Source organism: Janthinobacterium sp. SUN128, assembly GCF_030587275.1.
Classification (GTDB): Bacteria; Pseudomonadota; Gammaproteobacteria; order Burkholderiales; family Burkholderiaceae_D; genus Janthinobacterium; species Janthinobacterium lividum.
In genome coordinates this window covers 1151016-1168662 of sequence record NZ_JAPWHY010000001.1, presented here as the reverse complement: position 1 = coordinate 1168662, position 17647 = coordinate 1151016, and the positions used below count along the sequence as shown (strand labels likewise).

15 protein-coding genes are annotated in these 17647 nt (G+C 64.7%); 7 read left to right on the top strand and 8 right to left on the bottom strand.

Translation table 11 applies throughout. The annotated features are described in order from the left end of the window. Positions 1 to 112: 112 nt before the first annotated feature. Entirely contained in the window at positions 113 to 2908 is a 2796-nt protein-coding gene (locus O3297_RS05380) for a DUF4962 domain-containing protein (RefSeq protein WP_305047962.1), read from the bottom strand. 360 nt (positions 2909 to 3268) lie between these two features. Here O3297_RS05380 and O3297_RS05375 point away from each other — a divergent pair, with 360 nt between their 5' ends. The 3 genes from O3297_RS05375 to O3297_RS05365 are packed head-to-tail and all read left to right on the top strand — an operon-like array spanning position 3269 to position 4708. Further along, positions 3269 to 3541 carry a DUF6150 family protein gene (locus O3297_RS05375; RefSeq protein WP_305047961.1) on the top strand — a complete coding sequence of 91 codons (273 nt, stop codon included), beginning with the start codon at positions 3269 to 3271 and terminating at the stop codon, positions 3539 to 3541. A gap of 41 nt (positions 3542 to 3582) precedes the next feature. Further along, on the top strand, positions 3583 to 4152 hold the full coding sequence (locus tag O3297_RS05370; RefSeq protein WP_305047960.1) for a type VI secretion system tube protein Hcp: 570 nt from the start codon (positions 3583 to 3585) through the stop codon (positions 4150 to 4152). A gap of 16 nt (positions 4153 to 4168) precedes the next feature. Then, positions 4169 to 4708 (top strand): contractile injection system tape measure protein, encoded by a 540-nt coding sequence (locus O3297_RS05365; RefSeq protein ID WP_305047959.1) that lies wholly within the window; start codon positions 4169 to 4171, stop codon positions 4706 to 4708. A 44-nt stretch (positions 4709 to 4752) separates the two neighbouring features. On the opposite strand, the gene O3297_RS05360 is transcribed toward O3297_RS05365, so the two are convergent. The 3 genes from O3297_RS05360 to O3297_RS05350 are packed head-to-tail and all read right to left on the bottom strand — an operon-like array spanning position 4753 to position 10459. Further along, complete coding sequence (locus tag O3297_RS05360) at positions 4753 to 6123, bottom strand: efflux transporter outer membrane subunit (RefSeq protein WP_305047958.1); 1371 nt, start codon at positions 6121 to 6123, stop codon at positions 4753 to 4755. Then, the gene (locus tag O3297_RS05355; RefSeq protein WP_305047957.1) at positions 6123 to 9269 is read right to left on the bottom strand and encodes an efflux RND transporter permease subunit; all 3147 of its coding nucleotides are present in this window, start codon (positions 9267 to 9269) and stop codon (positions 6123 to 6125) included. Before O3297_RS05355 ends, O3297_RS05360 begins: the two co-directional genes overlap by 1 nt. 26 nt (positions 9270 to 9295) lie before the next feature. Beyond that, complete coding sequence (locus O3297_RS05350) at positions 9296 to 10459, bottom strand: efflux RND transporter periplasmic adaptor subunit (RefSeq protein WP_305047956.1); 1164 nt, start codon at positions 10457 to 10459, stop codon at positions 9296 to 9298. A 133-nt stretch (positions 10460 to 10592) separates the two neighbouring features. On the opposite strand from O3297_RS05350, the gene O3297_RS05345 reads away from it, so the two are divergent. Together O3297_RS05345 and O3297_RS05340 are read left to right on the top strand one after the other, a co-directional pair. Then, positions 10593 to 11342, top strand: a complete 750-nt coding sequence (locus O3297_RS05345; protein WP_305047955.1) for a response regulator — start codon at positions 10593 to 10595, stop codon at positions 11340 to 11342. Further along, positions 11342 to 12427, top strand: a complete 1086-nt coding sequence (locus tag O3297_RS05340) for an ATP-binding protein (RefSeq protein ID WP_305047954.1) — start codon at positions 11342 to 11344, stop codon at positions 12425 to 12427. Before O3297_RS05345 ends, O3297_RS05340 begins: the two co-directional genes overlap by 1 nt. On the opposite strand, the gene O3297_RS05335 is transcribed toward O3297_RS05340, so the two are convergent. Further along, complete coding sequence (locus tag O3297_RS05335) at positions 12428 to 13315, bottom strand: LysR family transcriptional regulator (RefSeq protein ID WP_305047953.1); 888 nt, start codon at positions 13313 to 13315, stop codon at positions 12428 to 12430. 103 nt (positions 13316 to 13418) lie between these two features. On the opposite strand from O3297_RS05335, the gene O3297_RS05330 reads away from it, so the two are divergent. Then, positions 13419 to 14417 carry an aldo/keto reductase gene (locus O3297_RS05330; protein WP_305047952.1) on the top strand — a complete coding sequence of 333 codons (999 nt, stop codon included), beginning with the start codon at positions 13419 to 13421 and terminating at the stop codon, positions 14415 to 14417. 107 nt (positions 14418 to 14524) lie between these two features. Further along, a complete protein-coding gene (locus O3297_RS05325; protein ID WP_034788098.1) occupies positions 14525 to 15163 on the top strand; it encodes an NAD(P)H-dependent oxidoreductase in 639 nt (212 codons plus the stop codon). Between the two features lie 60 nt (positions 15164 to 15223). Here the strand turns inward: O3297_RS05325 and O3297_RS05320 are convergent, their stop codons facing one another. From O3297_RS05320 to O3297_RS05310, 3 genes are all read right to left on the bottom strand, one after another. Further along, the gene (locus O3297_RS05320) at positions 15224 to 16534 is read right to left on the bottom strand and encodes an ATP-binding protein (protein WP_305047951.1); all 1311 of its coding nucleotides are present in this window, start codon (positions 16532 to 16534) and stop codon (positions 15224 to 15226) included. Next, positions 16528 to 17193 (bottom strand): response regulator transcription factor, encoded by a 666-nt coding sequence (locus O3297_RS05315; RefSeq protein WP_034788094.1) that lies wholly within the window; start codon positions 17191 to 17193, stop codon positions 16528 to 16530. The genes O3297_RS05320 and O3297_RS05315 overlap by 7 nt, the downstream gene beginning before the upstream one ends. 77 nt (positions 17194 to 17270) lie before the next feature. Next, the gene (locus O3297_RS05310; RefSeq protein WP_305047950.1) at positions 17271 to 17447 is read right to left on the bottom strand and encodes a hypothetical protein; all 177 of its coding nucleotides are present in this window, start codon (positions 17445 to 17447) and stop codon (positions 17271 to 17273) included. Positions 17448 to 17647: the final 200 nt, after the last annotated feature.

Below are 17647 nucleotides of genomic sequence, written 5' to 3'. Positions count from 1 at the left end.
AGCCGGTGAATGAATAAATAATTCCATAATACTGGAAATATCAAATAGAATCAAAGCCATCATTCACCTGCCCGCATGGCAGCCGGCCGGCGCGGCACCGGCACGCCTTTTCCTATTCCGAGAGCTGTACCGCCTTTTTATCGAAAATGAACCAGCTCGCATCGACCTTGACGAGCAACTTGGTCGGCGACAAATATTCGGCCGTCACGGCAACGGCATTGCAGTCTTCCTTCAAGACGATCAGGCTGGCCATGGAATTGCTGCGTATATTGGTCTTGTATGCGGTGTGATATTGCTCAGGCGCGCCTGTCGGCCATGCCAGACCCGCATGCCGGGCCACTTCGGACATCTTTTCCGGCGCCGCATACGTTCCGTCATAGCCGTGATAATTGACGCAGACGCTGACGCCATCGCCCGCGTCGACCTTGAATTCCCGCGCGCCGATGTCCGACGGCGCCACCAGCGTCTGGTAATTCATCTGCCAGCGGCGTTTGGTCGCACTCTCCGCCCAATCGTAGATCAGGGCCACGCCTGCCTTCGGGTTATAGGCGACGGTGCGCACCGCCCCTTGCAGCAAGGGATTCCAGAGCGCCGTTGTTATGTCGCGGCTGCGGTAGGCGGCCGTGGCATCTCCGGTGGCAACCGACCAGTCGCTCGTCTCGGCCGCATGAAAATTGATCAGCCTGCCATGTGGCTGCATATAAAACAGCGGCCCTCCCGGCGCAACGGGGTTGACCGCCGGCTCCGCCTGGCCCAGGCCGGCGTCCTCATATCCCTCGCCCGCGTCGAACGTCAGCGCATTCTTGTAGCGCGTGGCGCGCCTGATCTGCTGCTCCTGCAGACTGCCAAATTCATTATAGATGCCGCCCGAAATGAAAATACTCTTCCCTTTTGACACAAAGGTAAACGCATTGTTATCCGCATGGCTGTGGTTGATGGCGCCGAGACGGCTGGAACGGAAAAACAGGCTGGAACGCTGCGGATCGGCCGTATTGGAGTGCATGGCGACTACGCCCGCATCCTCGAACAGATACGTCCGTTTCAATGCAGGGAGTAAGGCGGGTTCAACGGGTGGCCTGACTGCAGTGAGGAAGTAATGATGGAAGGGCAAGGCCAGCGACTGGGTCTGCTCAATACGGTCACGGTAATACCATTCGTCGACAGGATTTTGCGATATCTGGGAGAACAGGCGGTAGGAGTTCCAGGCATAGGATTCATAGTTTCCCGTCAGGTTGCTGCCGTCGCCGAAGGCGCCGCGCACCTTGCTCCAGCGGTTCCGCACCGTTTGCGCATGGAAATTGTCGCCGAACTGCTGCAGCGCGGGGATAAGGCTGAGATCCACATTGGCCATCAACAGATACGAAGCCATGGCCGGTGCATACGAGTTGAGCGCGTTCCAGGCATAATTGATGCCGTTGCCAAACCCGCTGTCCGTGCCGCCTCCCCACGTGCCCGAACTCGTGATCAGCGTTTCCCAGGCAGTGGAGAAACGGCTAACCGGCGCCAGCGGCTTGTCTTTTGCACTGCAGGACTTGCCATATTCCGCCCCCTGTTCAAACGTCACGTCGCCGCCAGGTCCCTGGCCGACGGAGCCGGCCGACAGCATCAGGGTTTGCACCGCATAGTAGGCGGCGGCCAGGACATGGGAGTCATACGGATTGGCGCGTAAACCCGCCTCCATCTTGTACATCAGCGGATTGAGCCGCTCGTTGATCGCCTTGATGAGTACATAGCGGTCCGCCCTGGTCATGTTGTAGTAAAGCATGTCCAAACCTTGCGCCAGGGCCACCATGATCAGCCTGTTGGCCTGATCCTCCTGGCATTCGCCGGTCACGCCGTCCGTAGCCCAGCTGGCCAGCTGCAGCAGGCGGGCGATGGCCTGCGCGCGATACCGCTGGTCACCCTTGACCAGCGCAGCCACAAGCAGCCGCTCAATTCCCTGGGCCGCCCTGAACGATGCGTCGGTGACAGGGGCGGGTTTCTGGCCGATGGGTTCCGCAGGCATGGCGTACAGTGTATTGGCCAGTACCTGCTCCGCCTCGGCCAGGTACGTTTTGTAGGATGCCGCCAGGGGACTGGCCTGCACGGCGGCGTGGATGGCCGACATCTGCATGACCTGCCCATTCGCCGCCAGCGGAATCAGGCGTGGGTGCAAACGCTGTCCTATCCTGGAGATGACTTCGGCGGCGGTGGGCAGATCGAGCAGGTTGTCGATGGCATTGCCGTCGAAATGAAAACGCCGGACCACGCCGGTCCTGACTTGGCCGTCCGGAAAGTGATACTGCACCTGCCACGTGTACAGCCCGGTTTCGCTCAACAGCTCGGGCAGGATCAGCGATGTGCGGGTCGTGGTGATACTCAATGGACTCTTTCCACTGGGAAAGTTAAGCGTCAACACCATCTCTGCGACGTTATAAAAGTCAGGCCAGACAAACACGGGATTACGCACCTTCACGGAAGTGCAGTCGCGCGGCTCGATGCGGGGAAACTCATGGCCCATGACAAAATCGCGCTCCTGCACGGGTTTGCAGCCGGCCGCATACGCTTCGGGAATGTAGTCCTTGTCCAGCACAACGCCGGGAGACAGTTCGATGGTGCGCGTGGCCGTTTCCGGCTCGCCGGGAGTGCTGGCCGTCAAGGTATGGCGCAGCGTTGAAGCATCGCCGGCGGCATACCTGACGATCTGGCTATTGCCGCTGACCGGCACGCCATTCAGCATGACCGTGGCGGCCCCGCTTACCTCCCATTGGAGGCGCACCGGCTGGCCTTCAACCACCTTCAGGTGATCGGCATCGAAAGCCAGGATCGCGGGCGCGGCCTGCGCTCCGCCCATACAAACCGATAACAACAGCGCAACGTGGGACTGACGCATGCATGCTCCTTTTGAAATGTGAACCAGGAAATACACTAGGCCAGCATCGTGAAATGAGGAATAGTGATGTTATTTTAATAATAACATCAAAATGGCGGCATACTTGTTAGTTTGAAATTATCTTGGGACGCCACACGCCGGCAATTGCGCCGGCGGTGCCTTGCCATCTGCGGTCCAATGGATCGGGTAGGTGCTTCCCACAACCGACACGACGCGCAGTGCATGCAAGGCGACGCAAGCGCCGATGACGGCGCTCCAGCCTATACCCAGGCCGCGCGGCTGCCATGGCATGCAAGCGGAAAAAATACTCCGGCCTTCCGGCCTTGTTGTTATCTTTAGATAACTAATCCGGTGTATAGTCCCACGGCAACACAGCTTGCGAAAAAGGAGGCGCTGGTGACAACCGTATATCAGACAGCAACGATGGGCGAGGCGCGCGTGCGCGTGGCCCTGGTGGACCGCGGCAGCGCCGACCTGCTCGTGCACCGGGTGGGCAGTCGGGGCCTGGCACACGGCGACGCGCTGTGGTTCATCACGCGCGAACGCCAGAGCGCCAATGTTCACGCGTACTTTACGTCACAGGGCATGGCACAGCTGAAAGTGTGCTTTGTCGATAGCCATGGCGAAGCTGGCTGGACAAAGCCGCATCCGCTGCGTGGCCGGCTATAGGAACGCACGACGCTGTTTTCCCGATGACAGGAGTGACAAATATGGATTTGATCTTGCTGGAACCCGGCAACCCGGAACTCGTGTTCGGCAAGACGCCGGACGGTGGCAGCGCCGGCATCGACGCCATCTGGCGCGATGGCGGCGCCCTGCAGGACCTGGGCCCGTGCATCGAGCTGGTCTCGCTGCACCAGGGCATGAAACAGCAAATGACGACGGACGTCAGCAATTCGGCGCGCACGTCAGGGCGGCCCGTGATCACGGAATTTACCTGCGTCAAATATGTCGACCAGACGTCCATCAAGCTGTATGAACTGTGCCTGCGCGCCGAGCCACTGGGCAGGGGTGCGGCCCAGCCGACCAGGCTGTACATCGCCCGTTATTCGAGCGGCAAGACGGCCAACATCATCACCATTGCCCTGCGAGACGCCCTGATCAGCGAAATCCAGCTGCAAACCCATCCCGACGACATGCCCACCGAGCAGTTCAAGCTGAGCTTTACGGAAATACTCTGGAGCCACAGCGTGCAGCAGGCGGATGGCCAGCCCGGTACCCAGTACACGACAGGCTGGAGCCTGGCGCGCAACCGCCCGATCGGGGCGTTTACAGCGTAACAGACGGGATAAACGCATGAACGACGCTGCAAATTCGCCTGACATCGCCGGCATCAGGAACGCCGGCCTGGTGCTGCTCCACCCGTTCCTGCCGGCAATGTTCCAGCGGCTGGACTTGCTCGCCACTGGCGGCGATGGCAGGCCGCAGCTGCGCGGCGAACACGGCGCGCACGCCGTTCACTTGCTGCAATACCTGGTCGATGGCAGGAGCGGTGCACCGGAGCAGCAATTGCTGCTGAACAAGCTGCTGTGCGGCCTGGAACCGGACTTCCCTGCTCCACCCGTCGACCTCGGCGAAGAAGAACGGGCCCTGTGCGAACAAGTGCTGGCCGCCGTGATGCGCCATTGGCCAGCGGTGGGACAAACCTCGCCCGAGGGATTGCGCCAGGTCTTTCTGCAGCGCGAAGGCCGACTGCAAAAAGGCGACGGGAAATGCACGCTGGCTGTCGCGCGCAATCCCTTCGATGTACTGCTGAGCCGCTTGCCGTGGAACCTGGCTGCCATCCGGCACCCGTGGATGCCGCAACCGCTGTTGATCGACTGGCCCGGCGCGTAGCCTGGCAAGCCCACGCCCGGCTGGCCGCCACCCCGCAAGGCGGGCTACTCCGCCAGCCCTCCCCCCAGCGCCTTGTACAGGGCCACGGACGACTTGAACTGGTCGCGCCGCACGTCGAGCAGGGTTTGCTGGGCCGCATACGACTGGCGCTGCGCGTCGAGCAATTCCAGGCGGCTGTCCTGGCCCGCATCGTAGCGCAGCTGCGACAGCCGCTGGCGCTGCTGCGCCGCGACCACCACGCGCTGCTGCGCATCGATCTGCTGCGCATACGTGGCGCTGCCGGCCAGCCCGTCGCGCACGTCGCGGAAGGCCGCCTGGATGGCCTGCTCGTATTGCAGCACGGCCACGTCCTTGCGCAGGCGCGACAGTTGCAATTCCGCGCGCAGCTGGCCGCCCTGGAACAGCGGCTGCGTCACTTGCGGCGCGAACGACCAGCTGCGCGCGCTGCCACGGAACAGGTCGCCGAGCTCAGGGCTGGCAAAGCCCAGCGACGCCGTCAGCGACAGACGGGGGAAGAAGGCGGCGCGGGCGGCGCCGATTTCCGCATTCGCCGCCACCAGCGCGTATTCCGCCTGCAGGATGTCGGGACGGCGCGCCAGCAAGTCCGACGGCAGGCCGGGCGGCAGCTGCGTCAGCACGGGCTGGCCATCGAGCGGCCGGCCCGCCGGCAAGTCCGTTGGCAGCGGCGCGCCCAGCAGCAGTTCCAGGCTGTTGCGGGCCAAGGCGCTGGCCCGCTCCCGGGCCTGCACGTCCGCTTCCGCCGTGGCCGCCTGTCCTTCCGCCTGCGCCACGTCCAGGCCGCTGCCCTGCTGCGCGCCGTGCAGGCGCTGCGTCAGGGTCAAAGCCTGGCGCCAGTCAAGCAGGGTTTGCCGCGCCAGCGCCAGCTGCTCCTCGGCCAGCCGCTGTTCCAGGTACGCATCGGCGACGGCGCCGATCAGGGCCATGTGCGCGGCGCGCTGGCCCTGCTGCGTGGCCAGGTAGCGCGCAAACGCCGCGTCCGACAAGGACCGCAGGCGGCCGAACAGGTCGATCTCGAACGCGCTCATGGCGATGCCGGAAGTGAACTGGTTTTGGGTCACCGCGTCGGCGCCGCGCTGGCGCACGCCGCCCGCATTCGCGCCGATGGCCGGATAGCGGCCCGCATCCTGGATCTGGTACTGGGCCCGCACGGCTTCCACGTTAAGGGACGCCACGCGCAAGTCGCGGTTGTTTTCCAGTGCGATGTCGACCAGGCGCTGCAGGCGCGCATCGAGCAGCATCTGGCGCCAGCCCAGGTCGGCCGCAGTGTCGGCCATGCCTGGCGCGGCGACCTCGCCATAGCTGGCCGGTATCGGCGCCGCCGGCTTGACCAGCGGCGGCGTCAATGAACACGCCGACAACAGCCCGGCGATCGGTAACAGATGAAACCAACGCATTACAACTCCCCTTCCACCGCCTTGACGGCGATGCGATTACTGCGTTTGTTGAAATAGCTGCCCATCTTGTCGACGGCGCCCAGCACCACGACAAAGAACACGGGCACGAAAAACACGGCCAGCACGGTGGCGGTAATCATGCCGCCGAACACGCCCGTGCCGATCGCATGCTGCGTTTCGGCGCTGGCGCCCGTGGCCAGCATCAGCGGCACGACACCCAGCGCGAAGGCCAAGGACGTCATCAAGATCGGACGCAAACGCAAGCGGGCCGCTTCCACCGTCGCCTCGACCAGTCCCTTGCCCTGCGCCTGCAGCTGGCGCGCATATTCGACGATCAGGATCGCATTCTTCGCCGACAGGCCGATGATCGTGATCATGCCCACCTTGAAGAACACATCGTTCGGCATGCCGCGCAACATCACGGCCAGCACGGCGCCCAGCAAGCCCAAAGGCACGACCAGCATCACGGACACGGGAATGCTCCAGCTTTCATACAGGGCCGCCAGCACGAGGAAGACCACCAGCATCGACAGCGCCATCAGCATGGGCGCTTGCGACGCCGATTCCTTCTCTTGCAGCGACTGCCCCGTCCACGCCAGCGCGAAGCCGGGCGGCAGCTGTTTCACCAGGCGCTCCATTTCCAGCATGGCGTCGCCGCTCGATACGCCCGGCGCCGCGCTGCCCGAAATGCGCGCCGCAGGATAACCCTGGTAGCGCACCAGTTGCAGCGGCGACTCGCTCCACACGGGGCGCACCAGTTCGCCCAAGGCCACCATGCCGCCCGCGTTATTGCGGATGCGCAGGGCCAGCACGTCGTTCAACTGCATGCGCGACGGCGCATCGGCCTGGATGATCACCTGCTGCATGCGGCCAGCATTCGGAAAATCGTGGACATAGGTCGACCCCATGGCTGCCGTCAGCATGTCGGCAATGGCCGTAAACGACACGCCCAGCGCTTCCGCCTTGGTGCGGTCGATATCGAGACGCACGCTGGCGCCCGGCGGCAAGCCGTCCGGATACACGCCCGCCACCTTGCTGCTTTGCGCGGCCAGGCCCAGCAGCTGGTTCTGCGCCGCCTGCAGGGCAGCGATACCCTGGTTGGCGCGGTCTTGCAAGCGCATGGAAAAGCCGGACGAGTTGCCCAGTTCATCGATGGCGGGCGGCATCAGGCTCATGATCACGCCCTCCTTCGCCTGCGACATGGCTTCCTGCGCCAGCGCCACTTCTTCCTGCGCCGTGGCGCCGTTGCGCTGTTTCCAGTCCTTCAGCATGGTGAAGGCCAGGCCCGCGTTCGGCCCCGCGCCAGAAAAGCTGAAGCCGAGGATCGACTGATTCACTTCGATGCCGGGCCGCGTGGCCACGTGCTGCTCGTACAGTTTGACGACATCGAGCGTGCGCTCCATGGTGGCGTCGGACGGCAGCTGGATCGAGGTGATGAAGTAGCCCTGGTCTTCTTCCGGCAAAAAGGCCGAAGGCAGCTGCATGAAGGCCACGCCCAGGGCCGCGACGATGGCGCCATACACGACCATCGAACGGCCCGCGCGTTTGAGCATCGCCACCACGCCCTTTTCATAGCGAGCCGTCATGCGCTCGAACTGGCGGTCGAACCACAGGAAGAAGCCCTTCTTGTCATGGTCGTGCGGACCGATCGGTTTCAACATGGTGGCGCACAGGGCCGGCGTCAGGGTCAGCGCCAAAAAGGCCGAGAACAGGATCGACACGGCCATGGCAAGGGTGAACTGGCGGTAGATGGCGCCCACGGAACCGCTGGCCAGCGCCATCGGGATGAACACGGCCGTCAGCACCAGGGTGATGCCCACGACGGCACCGGTGATTTCGCGCATGGCCTTCGACGTCGCCTCCTTCGGCGACAAGCCTTCGGTCGCCATCAGGCGCTCGACGGCTTCCACCACGACGATGGCATCGTCGACGATGATGCCGATCGCCAGCACCATGCCGAACATGGTCAGCACGTTGACGGAATAGCCGGCCATCAGCATCACCGTGAAGGTGCCCATCAGGGCAATCGGCGCGACGATGGCGGGAATCAGCGTATAGCGTATCTTTTGCAGGAACAGATACATGACGAGGAACACCAGCACCATCGCTTCCAGCAGGGTAACGACGACCTTTTCGATCGAGATCTTCACGAACGGCGCCGTATCGAAGGGCACCGAATACTTGATCCCGGCCGGCATGGTGTGCGCCAGTTCGGCCATGCGCGCGCGCACGGCGCTGGCCGTCTGCACGGCGTTGGCGCCCGGCGACAGCATGATGGCGGCGCCCGAAGCGGCCTGGCCGTTTTCGCGGATGCTGAAATTGAAGCTTTGCGCGCCCAGCGACACTTTCGCCACGTCGCCGATGGTCACTTTCGAGCCATCCGCATTCGCGCGCAGCACGATGGCGGCAAATTCGGCCGGCGTTTGCAGCTGGCCCTGCACCGTCAGCGGAATCGTGACGCGCTGGCCGTGCACGGCGGGCGAATCGCCCAGGCGGCCCGGGGCGATCTGCGCATTTTGCTGCGCGATGGCGGCCGTCAGCTCGCCCATGGCGATGTTGTACGACACCAGCTTGGCCGGATCGACCCAGATGCGCATGGCCCGCTCGGAGCCGAACAGCTGCACCTTGCCCACGCCGGGAATGCGGCGCAGTTCTTCCGTCACGTTGCGCGCCAGGTAGTCGCCCAGCGCCACTTCGTCATGCTGGCCATTCTCGGAAATCAGGCTGACGATCATCAGGAAGCCGGACGATGCCGACTCCACCGCCAAGCCATTTTGCCGCACGGCTTGCGGCAGGCGCGGTTCGATGGCTTTCAGGCGGTTTTGCACGTCCACCTGCGCCATTTCCGGGTTCGTGCCCGGCTGGAAGGTGACGGTGATCGAGGCCGAACCCGAGGTATCGGTGGACGACTCGAAATACAGCAGGTGCTTGACGCCCGACAGTTCGCGTTCGATCAGACCCACCACGGAATCGTTCATGGTTTGCGGCGTGGCGCCAGGATAGTTGGCGCTGATGCTGACGCTGGGCGGCGCCACCGAAGGGAAGCGCGCAATCGGCAATTGCGGTATGGCGATCAGTCCGAACAGGACGATGAAGACCGCCACCACCCACGCAAAGACGGGGCGGTTGATGAAAAATTGAGGCATGTCGTTACACTTTCAATATGTACGGGTCAGCGCACGGCGCTGACGGCAGGTGCGGCGGCAACGGCTGCGGCGCGCTTCCATGGCTGCGGTGCGGCGGTGGCGCCCGGCTGCAAGCGTTCCTGGCCTTCGATGACGACGGTTTCGCCAGCCTTCAAGCCGCCGTTGACCACGTATTGGTGGTCGATCACGTCGCCCACGCTGATGGGTTTAAGGCTTGCTTTGTTCGTGCCATCGAGCACCCAGGCCTGCGCCTGGCCGCCGCTGCTGTGCAAGACGGCTTGCTGCGGCAGCAGCACGCCATTTGCCTGCACGGCGCGGGCGATGCGGGCGCGCACGAACATGCCCGGCAGCAGCTGGCGCTGCGGATTGTCGACCAGCACGCGGATGACGGCGTCGCCCGTGCCCGCATCGACGCTGATGCCGGAGAACAGGATGCGGCCCGTGACGGGATGCGGCTGGCCATCCGCGCCGAGGATAGTCACGGGCAGCTTGTCCGCGCCGCCGGTGCCGGAGGCTTGCAGCGCGGCCAGCGCGGCGGCCGGCTGGCGCACGTCGACATACACCTTGTCGATCTGCTGGATGCGCGCCATCGGCGTGGCATCGGCCAGGCCCACGAGCGCGCCTTCCGTCACCAGTTCGGAGCCGATGCGCCCGGCAATGGGCGCCTCGATGCTGGCAAAGGCCAGGTCCAGGCGGCGGCGCGCCAGGGCCGCGCGTGCCTGGGCCACGGTGGCCACGGCTTGCTCGCGCTGGGCCACGGCATCGTCATACGCCTGGCGGCTGATGGCGTCCGCTTCCACCAGCGGCTTCAACCTGTCGGCCTGGCTGCTGGCGCGGTTCGCCGTGGCCACCGCATGCTGCAGGGCGGCGGCAGCCGAATCGACGTCCGCCTGGACTGGCGCGGGGTTCAGCTGGAACAGCTTCTGCCCCGCTTTCACTTCAGCGCCCTGCTCGAACTGGCGGCGCAGCACGATGCCGCCCACTTGCGGGCGGATGTCGGCCGTGCGGAAAGCGGCCACCCTGCCCGGCAATTCATCGCTGAGGACGACAGGCGCCGCTTGCAGCTTGAGCACCGTCACGGCGGCGGGCGGCGCGGCGCCTTCTTCCGGCGCGGGTTTGGAACAGGCGGCAAGGCTGAGCAGTGCCGCGGCGATCAACATGTTTTTCTTGGTGAGGTGGCTCGGATGCATGGTCTTTCTCTATGGCAGATCCCAACCGGCGGTCCGGTCGACAGATAACAAGAGCATAGAAGGCCAAGATGGATGTTCCGTCAAAGAAATGTGGAGATTCGATGGAGACGGCGAAGAATGCTAGACTATTTATATGAACTATCATCACAGCACCAGCCAGCCCTCCTTCCTTGCCACCACGCCGCCTTCCGCCCTCGTCCTGATCGCCGAAGATGAACCGCAAATCGCCCGCATCCTCGCCGGCTACCTGGAGCGCGACGGCTACCGCACGGCCTTCGCGCACGATGGCCAGGAAGCGCTGCAGCAGCACCTGGCGCTGGCGCCGGACCTGCTGCTGCTCGACGTGCAAATGCCCCGTGTCGATGGCTGGGGCGTGCTGGCGGAAGTGCGGCGGCGCGGCGAGACGCCCGTCATCATGCTGACGGCGCGCGACCAGGATGCCGATAAACTGGCCGCACTGCGCGTGGGCGCCGACGACTACATCATCAAGCCCTTCAATCCGGCCGAAGTGGTGGCCCGCGTGGCCGCCGTGCTGCGCCGCTCACGCGTGCGCCACCACCCCGTCGGCGGCCAGCGCCTGCGCTGCGGCCCCATCGAGATCGACCAGGAAACTTATGTGGCCAGCGTGCTGCGCGAAGGCGCGCCCGTGCCTTTGAGCCTGACCTTGACGGAGTTCCGCCTTCTGGCCCACCTTGCGCGCACGCCGCGCCGCGTCTGCAGCCGCCTGGAATTGCTGGAGTCGTGCATGCCCGAGAGCAATTCGCTGGAACGCACGGTGGACAGCCACGTCAGCAAGCTGCGCAAGAAGCTGGAAGAAGCGGGCGTGATGAACATGCCGGCCAGCCTGCGCGGCGTGGGCTACCGCCTGGAAAGCGACCTCTGATGCGCTTCACAGGCTTGAACCGGCAGATCGTGCTGTCGATGTCCGTGCTGATGGTCATCAGCATCCTCGTCATCTGGATTTTTTCGTGGACGTTTTTCGCCGTCGTCTTCAAGATCGACCCCAACATGCTGTCCGAGCCGGACGACTGGTCGCCGACGACGGTGGAATGGCTGTGGATACTGTCGATTACCATCTTTGGCTTGCTGCTGGCCGCGTTCTTCGCCATCAAGCTCGCGTCGCGCATTCTAAAACCGATCAATTCCGTGATGGACAGCGTGCGCCGCGTGGCGCATGGCGACCTGTCCGCGCGCGCCTTCGCCGGCGACCGCACCCTGGGTGAAACGGCCATGCTGGTCGACGATTTCAACAGCATGGCCGAGCGCCTGCAGCGGGCGGCCAAGGAAAGCGAGACGTGGAATGCGGCCATCGCGCACGAGCTGCGCACGCCCGTGACCATCCTGCGCGGCACCCTGCAAGGCGTCGTCGATGGCGTCTTCAAGCCAGAGGAAGTGCCGTTTTCCAGCCTGCTGTCGCAAGTGGAAGACCTGGGCCGCCTGATCGAGGACTTGCGCACCCTGAGCCTGGCCGACAGCGGCCACATGCAGCTGCGCATGGCATGGACAGACCTGACGCTGGAAATCGAGGAAGTGCGCCGCCTGCTGGCGCCGGACATGGAAGCGGCCGGCTTTGCCCTGCAACTGCACCTGTCCGACCATCCCGTCTGCTGCGACGCGGCGCGCATCCGGCAAATCGTGCTGGCCCTGCTCGACAACGCGCGCCGCTATGCGCATCCGGGCCTGCTGCGCGTGCGTACCCGCGTGCAGGCCGGCCAGTACTTCCTGAGCGTCGAAGATGCAGGCCCCGGCATTGCCGAGGAACTGGCGCCGCACGTGTTCGAAGCATTCCGCCGCGGCGACAGCGACAGGGTCGACCTGAACGCGGGCAGCGGCCTGGGCCTGGCCGTGGTCGAAGCCATCGCGCGCGCGCATGGCGGCAGCGCCGTCTGCACGCGTGGCAAGGCGGGCGGCAGCCTGTTCACCATCAAGTGGCCGGTCGAGCACGCCGCGCCGCCGCACACCGGCTGACTATATCGCCGGCGCGCGCAGCATGTCGACAAAGGCGCGCAGCACGGGCGGCATCTGCCGCCGGCTCGGGTAGTACAGGAAGTAACGGGGCGGCGGCGGCAGGCAGCGTTCCAGCACGCACGCCAGGCGTCCCGCCGCGATATCGGTGCGCGCATCGGCCTCGTACACATACGCCAGTCCCGCGCCATCGCGGGCCGCGCGCAGCATCAGTTCATCGTCGTCGAACACCAGCGGCCCGCCGACGGCGATGCTGACACCCTCGCCTGCCTGCTCGAACTCCCACGCATACTGGCGCCCGCTGGGAAAACGCCGGCCGATGCAGGCATGCTCGAGCAGCGCGTGCGGCGTGCTTGGCGCCCCATGCGCCGCCAGATAGGCGGGTGACGCCACCACCACGAAAGGCTGCGGCGCGCCCACGGGCACGGCGATCATGTCGGCCGCCACCTGCTCGCCGAAGCGGATGCCCGCGTCAAAACCGTCGCGCACGATATCAATCATGCCGTCATCCGTCACCACTTCCACCTGCACGCGCGGATAGCGGGCGACGAAGCTGGCCAGCATGGGCGCCAGCAGCAGCCGGGCGGCCGGACGGGGCACGTTCAGGCGCAGCTTGCCTGCGGGCACATCCTGCAAGGCGCTCAAGTCCTGCAAGGCATCATCGATTTCGCGCATGGCCGGCGCCAGCCGCGCCAGCAACTGCTGCCCCGCTTCGGTCGGCGTGACGCTGCGCGTGGTACGGTTCAGCAGGCGCACGCCCAGGCGCTCTTCCAGCGCCCGCAGCGCATGGCTGAGGGCGGAAGCGGACACGCCCCGTTCGACGGCCGCCTTGCGAAAGCTGCGCAGGCGGGCGACGGCGGCAAAGGCCGTCAATTCATTGAGGTCAGCCATTATTCATGAGTAAAATTCAGTAATGCATGCAGGATAAGCCATCTTATCGCATGCTGTTGCTTCATCCATACTCCTTGCATCTTTTTTTGAAGAGGAGTGAAAAATGGAACACAGAACACTGGGCAACTCCGGCTTGCGCGTCGCCCCCATCGGCCTGGGCTGCATGGGCATGAGCTTTGCCTACGGCGGCGCCGACGAGGCCACCTCGCTGCGCGTATTGCACCGCGCCGTGGAACTGGGCGTGACCCTGATCGATACGGCGGAAGTCTACGGCCCCTACGCCAACGAGGACTTGGTAGGCCGCGCCCTGAAGGAGCTGCGCGGCAAGGTCAGCATCGCCACCAAGTTCGGCTTCAGAATCTTGCCCCACGGCCAGGGCGTGGAACGCATGGCGGGCGTCGACAGCCGCCCCGGACACATCGTCCGGGCCGTGGAAGCGTCGCTGTCCCGGCTGGGCATCGATTGCATCGACTTGCTGTACCAGCACCGCGTGGACCCCGCCGTGCCCATCGAAGACGTCGTCGGCGCCATGGCGGATCTGGTGCGGGCCGGCAAGGTGCGCCACCTGGGGCTGTCGGAAGTGTCGGCCGCCACCCTGCGCCGCGCCCACGCCGTGCATCCGATTGCGGCCGTCCAGTCCGAGTATTCGCTGTGGAGCCGCGAGGTGGAAGCCGAGGTGCTGCCCGCTTGCCGCGCGCTCGGTATCGGCTTCGTGCCGTACAGCCCGCTGGGCCGGGGCTTCCTGACGGGCCGGCTCGCATCCAGCGCCGCGCTGGCGCCAGACGACTACCGCCACAGCCTGCCCCGTTTCCAGCCGCAGGCGATGGAAGCCAACGCGAAGCTGGTAGCTGAACTGCAGCGCCTGGCGGCGGCGCGCGGCGCCACGGCGGCCCAGCTGGCCCTGGCCTGGCTGCTGGCCCAAGGCAGCGATATCGTGCCGATACCGGGCGCCCGCAGCCTGGCGCACCTGGAAGAGAATGTGGCCGCCGCGCGGATTACCCTGAACAAAGCCGAGCTGGGCGCCATCGGCGCCGCCATCGCTCCCGCCGCCGTGCAGGGCGCGCGCTATCCGCAGCATGAGCTTGCCATGCTTGGCCTGTAGACAACCGTGCCTGGCTCGGCTATACAAGTTCTTTTGCCCGCCGCACTTGAAATGCCTGAATCCGCTATCATTTCCAATCTGAACTATTCATTATGAAAGGGATTTATATGTCCGCACTGCTCGAAACACTGCAATGGCGCTACGCCACCAAGAAAATGGACCCGACGAAAACGGTGCCGCAAGACAAGGTCGAGCGCATCCTGGAAGCCGTGCGCCTGACTGCCAGCTCCAGCGGACTGCATCCTTACGAAGTCTTCGTCGTGACGAATCCGGCCCTGCGCGAACAGATCAAGCCGCATGCATGGAACCAGTCGCAAGTGACGGACGCCTCGCACCTGCTGGTGTTCGCCGCCTGGGACAATTACACGGCAGAACGCATCAACGCGCGCTTTGACCTGGTCAACACCGTGCGCGGCTTCAAGAATGAAGGCTGGGAAGCCTACCGCCAGCAAATCCTGGCCACGTATCCGCAGCGCGATGCGGAAACCAACTACCAGCACGCGGCGCGCCAGGCATATATCGGCGTGGGCACGGCCCTGATCGCCGCGGCCCAGGAAAAGGTCGATTCGACGCCGATGGAAGGGTTTGATCCAGCCAAGGTCGATGAAATCCTGAACCTGCGTGAAAAAGGCCTGCGTTCCGTCGTCATGCTGCCGCTCGGCTACCGCGCCGACGCAGGCGACTGGCTGGTGGACTTGAAAAAAGTGCGCCCTGCGCGCGAGCAATTCATCACCGAGCTGGCGTAAGCGCCTCGCCCGTGATTGAAAAGCGGATGCCCTGACCGGCATCCGCTTTTTTTTGTCCGTTCAGGCCGCTTGCGGAAAACGCACCGTCACCTGCAGGCCCCGCCCCTCGTCCCCCTCGGCCAGCGCGATATCGGCCTGGTGGTGCTCGGCGATGTGGCGCACGATGGACAGGCCCAGGCCGCAGCCCCAGGCATCGTTGCCGTTGGGGCGGAAGAAGCGGTCGAACAGGCGCGCGTGGTGCTGTTGCGGCACACCGGGGCCGTTGTCGGACACGCGCAGCAGGGGCCGGCCCTCTTCCACGGCCGCCTGCAAGTCGACCCTGCCGCCCTGCTGCGTGTAGCGCAAGGCGTTGTCGATCAGGTTATTCAGCAACACTTGCAAGCCATCGGGATCGGCCTGTACCAGCACCCTGGCCGGCAACGTTTCCACCACGCCCAGGTCGATCTCCCGGCTGTCGGCCAGCGCGCTGTGGTCGCCCACGGCCGCTTCCAGCAATTGTCCCAGGTCCACCGTGTGCAGCTGGCTGACCGCCAGCGCCGTTTCATGGCGCGCCAGACTGAGCAGTTGCCGCACCAGGTGCGTGCTGCGGTCCAGCCGCTCGTGCAGCCGCGCCAGGGCCACGCGGCGTTCTTCCTCGCTGGCGGCCCGCTCGGCCACCTGCAGCTGCAGTTTCAGCGCCGTCAGCGGCGAGCGCAATTCATGCGCCGCATCGGCAACAAAGGTGCGCTGCGCCGTCAGCGCCGCTTCGAACTGCCCCATCAGGCTATTCAACGCCAGCGCCACGGGCCGCAGTTCGGGCGGCATGTCGTCGGCCGCCAGCGGCGTGAGCGCATCCGGCGAACGGCCCGCCACGGATTCAGCCAGCCGGTGCAGCGGCGCCAGCGCCCGCCCCACGACGGCGACGATCAGCAGCGCCAGGATCAGTGCGAATACCAGCAGGGGAGCGCCTGCCCGCATGCTCATCTGCCAGGCCAGCTGGTCGCGCACGGCCTGCGCCTGCGCCACCTGCACGTAGCGGCCGCGCCGCGTTTCGCCGTACAGGCGCCAGTCCTCGCCGTGCAGCACGACATCGGCAAAGCCGGCCAGCACATAGCGCGGCAGTGCCGGCTGGCCCTGCAGGACGGGCAATGGCTGGCCGTCCTCGTCCCATGCCTGCAGCACGAACGCTTCTTCCGGGTCTTGCGCGGCGGCCAGGCCCGTCTGCGTCTCGAATTCGTCGGGCAAGGCCACGGCCAGCTGGCGCAGCTGCAGATCGGCCAGTTCATTGGTTTCTTCCAGCAGCGAACGGAACAGCGAAATGCCGGCGCCGAGCACGCACAGCAAGGTAGCGGCCAGCAAACCGAGCAGCAACTGGCGGCGGATGGTCAGCAAGATGCTACCCGCATCTTGTAGCCCACGCCACGCACGGTCTGGATGCAGTCGGCACCGAGCTTCTTGCGCAGCTGGTACACGTACACATCGACGGTATTGCTTTCCACTTCGCAATCCCAGCCATACAGCTTTTCACTCAGCTGGCGCTTCGACACCACCTTGCCCGGATGGTCGAGCAAGGCGCGCAGCACGGAAAACTCGCGCGGCGGCAGCTTGATCAATTCGCCCTCGAACGTGACCTCGTGGCTGGCCAGGTCGAGGATCAGCGCGCCGTGCTCGATGACGGATCGCGAACGGCTGACGCGGCGGCGCAGCAGCGCGCGGATGCGCGCCAGCAGCTCGTCGAGGTCGAACGGCTTGACCAGGTAATCGTCGGCGCCGCTGTCGAGCCCGTCGACGCGGGCCGGCGTACCGTCGCGCGCCGTGATGATCAGCACGGGCAACTCGGCGCCCCGCGCACGCATGGTGCGCAGCACGTCCATGCCCTCCTTGCCGGGCAAGCCCAGGTCCAGCAGCATCAAATCGTAGGCGAAACCGGCCAGCGCCAGCTCCGCATCGTGGCCATCGCGCACCCAGTCCACGGCATAGCACTCGCCGCGCAAGCCTTCGACCAGGCTCTCCCCGATCATCGGATCGTCTTCCACCAGCAACACGCGCACGCGGGCCTCTCAAGGTCTTGAAATAGCCGCCATCTTACCCCGACTGGCGCCGCGCCGCATAAACTGCCGCGGTGGCCTTACCTGGAGCCGGACCCGCGGAACGGCGGGATATTGCCTTCCTGCGGATACAGGGCCACGCCTTTCGCAAGCGGTACCGCCGCAGCGAGCGCCTCGCCAGGCTGGGCCGCTTGCGATACCGGCAGAAAAGCCAGCAGAGATAGCGCGCCTACACAGAAAATAGCCTTGATTTTCATATCATTCCTCAAAGGTTGCATAGAAAAATATCGGATCAATACATTATTTTATGTATTGATAAAAAGGCAATGCCAGTCCAAGATAGCTACATGCTGGCAACAAGTCAATCTCCGCAGTAACTGAATTGCCCGGCCTGGCGCCCGATTTCACGCCAGCGTGACTATGTGCGCATTTGGCGCATTTTTTATGCGGTATATTT

What these genes read in the sequence shown, in the direction of transcription:
- O3297_RS05370 (WP_305047960.1), top strand. Translation starts at nt 3,583, where the DNA reads ATGGATTTGATCTTGCTGGAACCCGGCAACCCGGAACTCGTGTTCGGC.
- O3297_RS05365 (WP_305047959.1), top strand. Translation starts at nt 4,169, where the DNA reads ATGAACGACGCTGCAAATTCGCCTGACATCGCCGGCATCAGGAACGCC.
- O3297_RS05360 (WP_305047958.1), bottom strand. Translation starts at nt 6,123, where the DNA reads ATGCGTTGGTTTCATCTGTTACCGATCGCCGGGCTGTTGTCGGCGTGT.
- O3297_RS05355 (WP_305047957.1), bottom strand. Translation starts at nt 9,269, where the DNA reads ATGCCTCAATTTTTCATCAACCGCCCCGTCTTTGCGTGGGTGGTGGCG.
- O3297_RS05350 (WP_305047956.1), bottom strand. Translation starts at nt 10,459, where the DNA reads ATGCATCCGAGCCACCTCACCAAGAAAAACATGTTGATCGCCGCGGCA.
- O3297_RS05345 (WP_305047955.1), top strand. Translation starts at nt 10,593, where the DNA reads ATGAACTATCATCACAGCACCAGCCAGCCCTCCTTCCTTGCCACCACG.
- O3297_RS05340 (WP_305047954.1), top strand. Translation starts at nt 11,342, where the DNA reads ATGCGCTTCACAGGCTTGAACCGGCAGATCGTGCTGTCGATGTCCGTG.
- O3297_RS05335 (WP_305047953.1), bottom strand. Translation starts at nt 13,315, where the DNA reads ATGGCTGACCTCAATGAATTGACGGCCTTTGCCGCCGTCGCCCGCCTG.
- O3297_RS05330 (WP_305047952.1), top strand. Translation starts at nt 13,419, where the DNA reads ATGGAACACAGAACACTGGGCAACTCCGGCTTGCGCGTCGCCCCCATC.
- O3297_RS05325 (WP_034788098.1), top strand. Translation starts at nt 14,525, where the DNA reads ATGTCCGCACTGCTCGAAACACTGCAATGGCGCTACGCCACCAAGAAA.
- O3297_RS05310 (WP_305047950.1), bottom strand. Translation starts at nt 17,447, where the DNA reads ATGAAAATCAAGGCTATTTTCTGTGTAGGCGCGCTATCTCTGCTGGCT.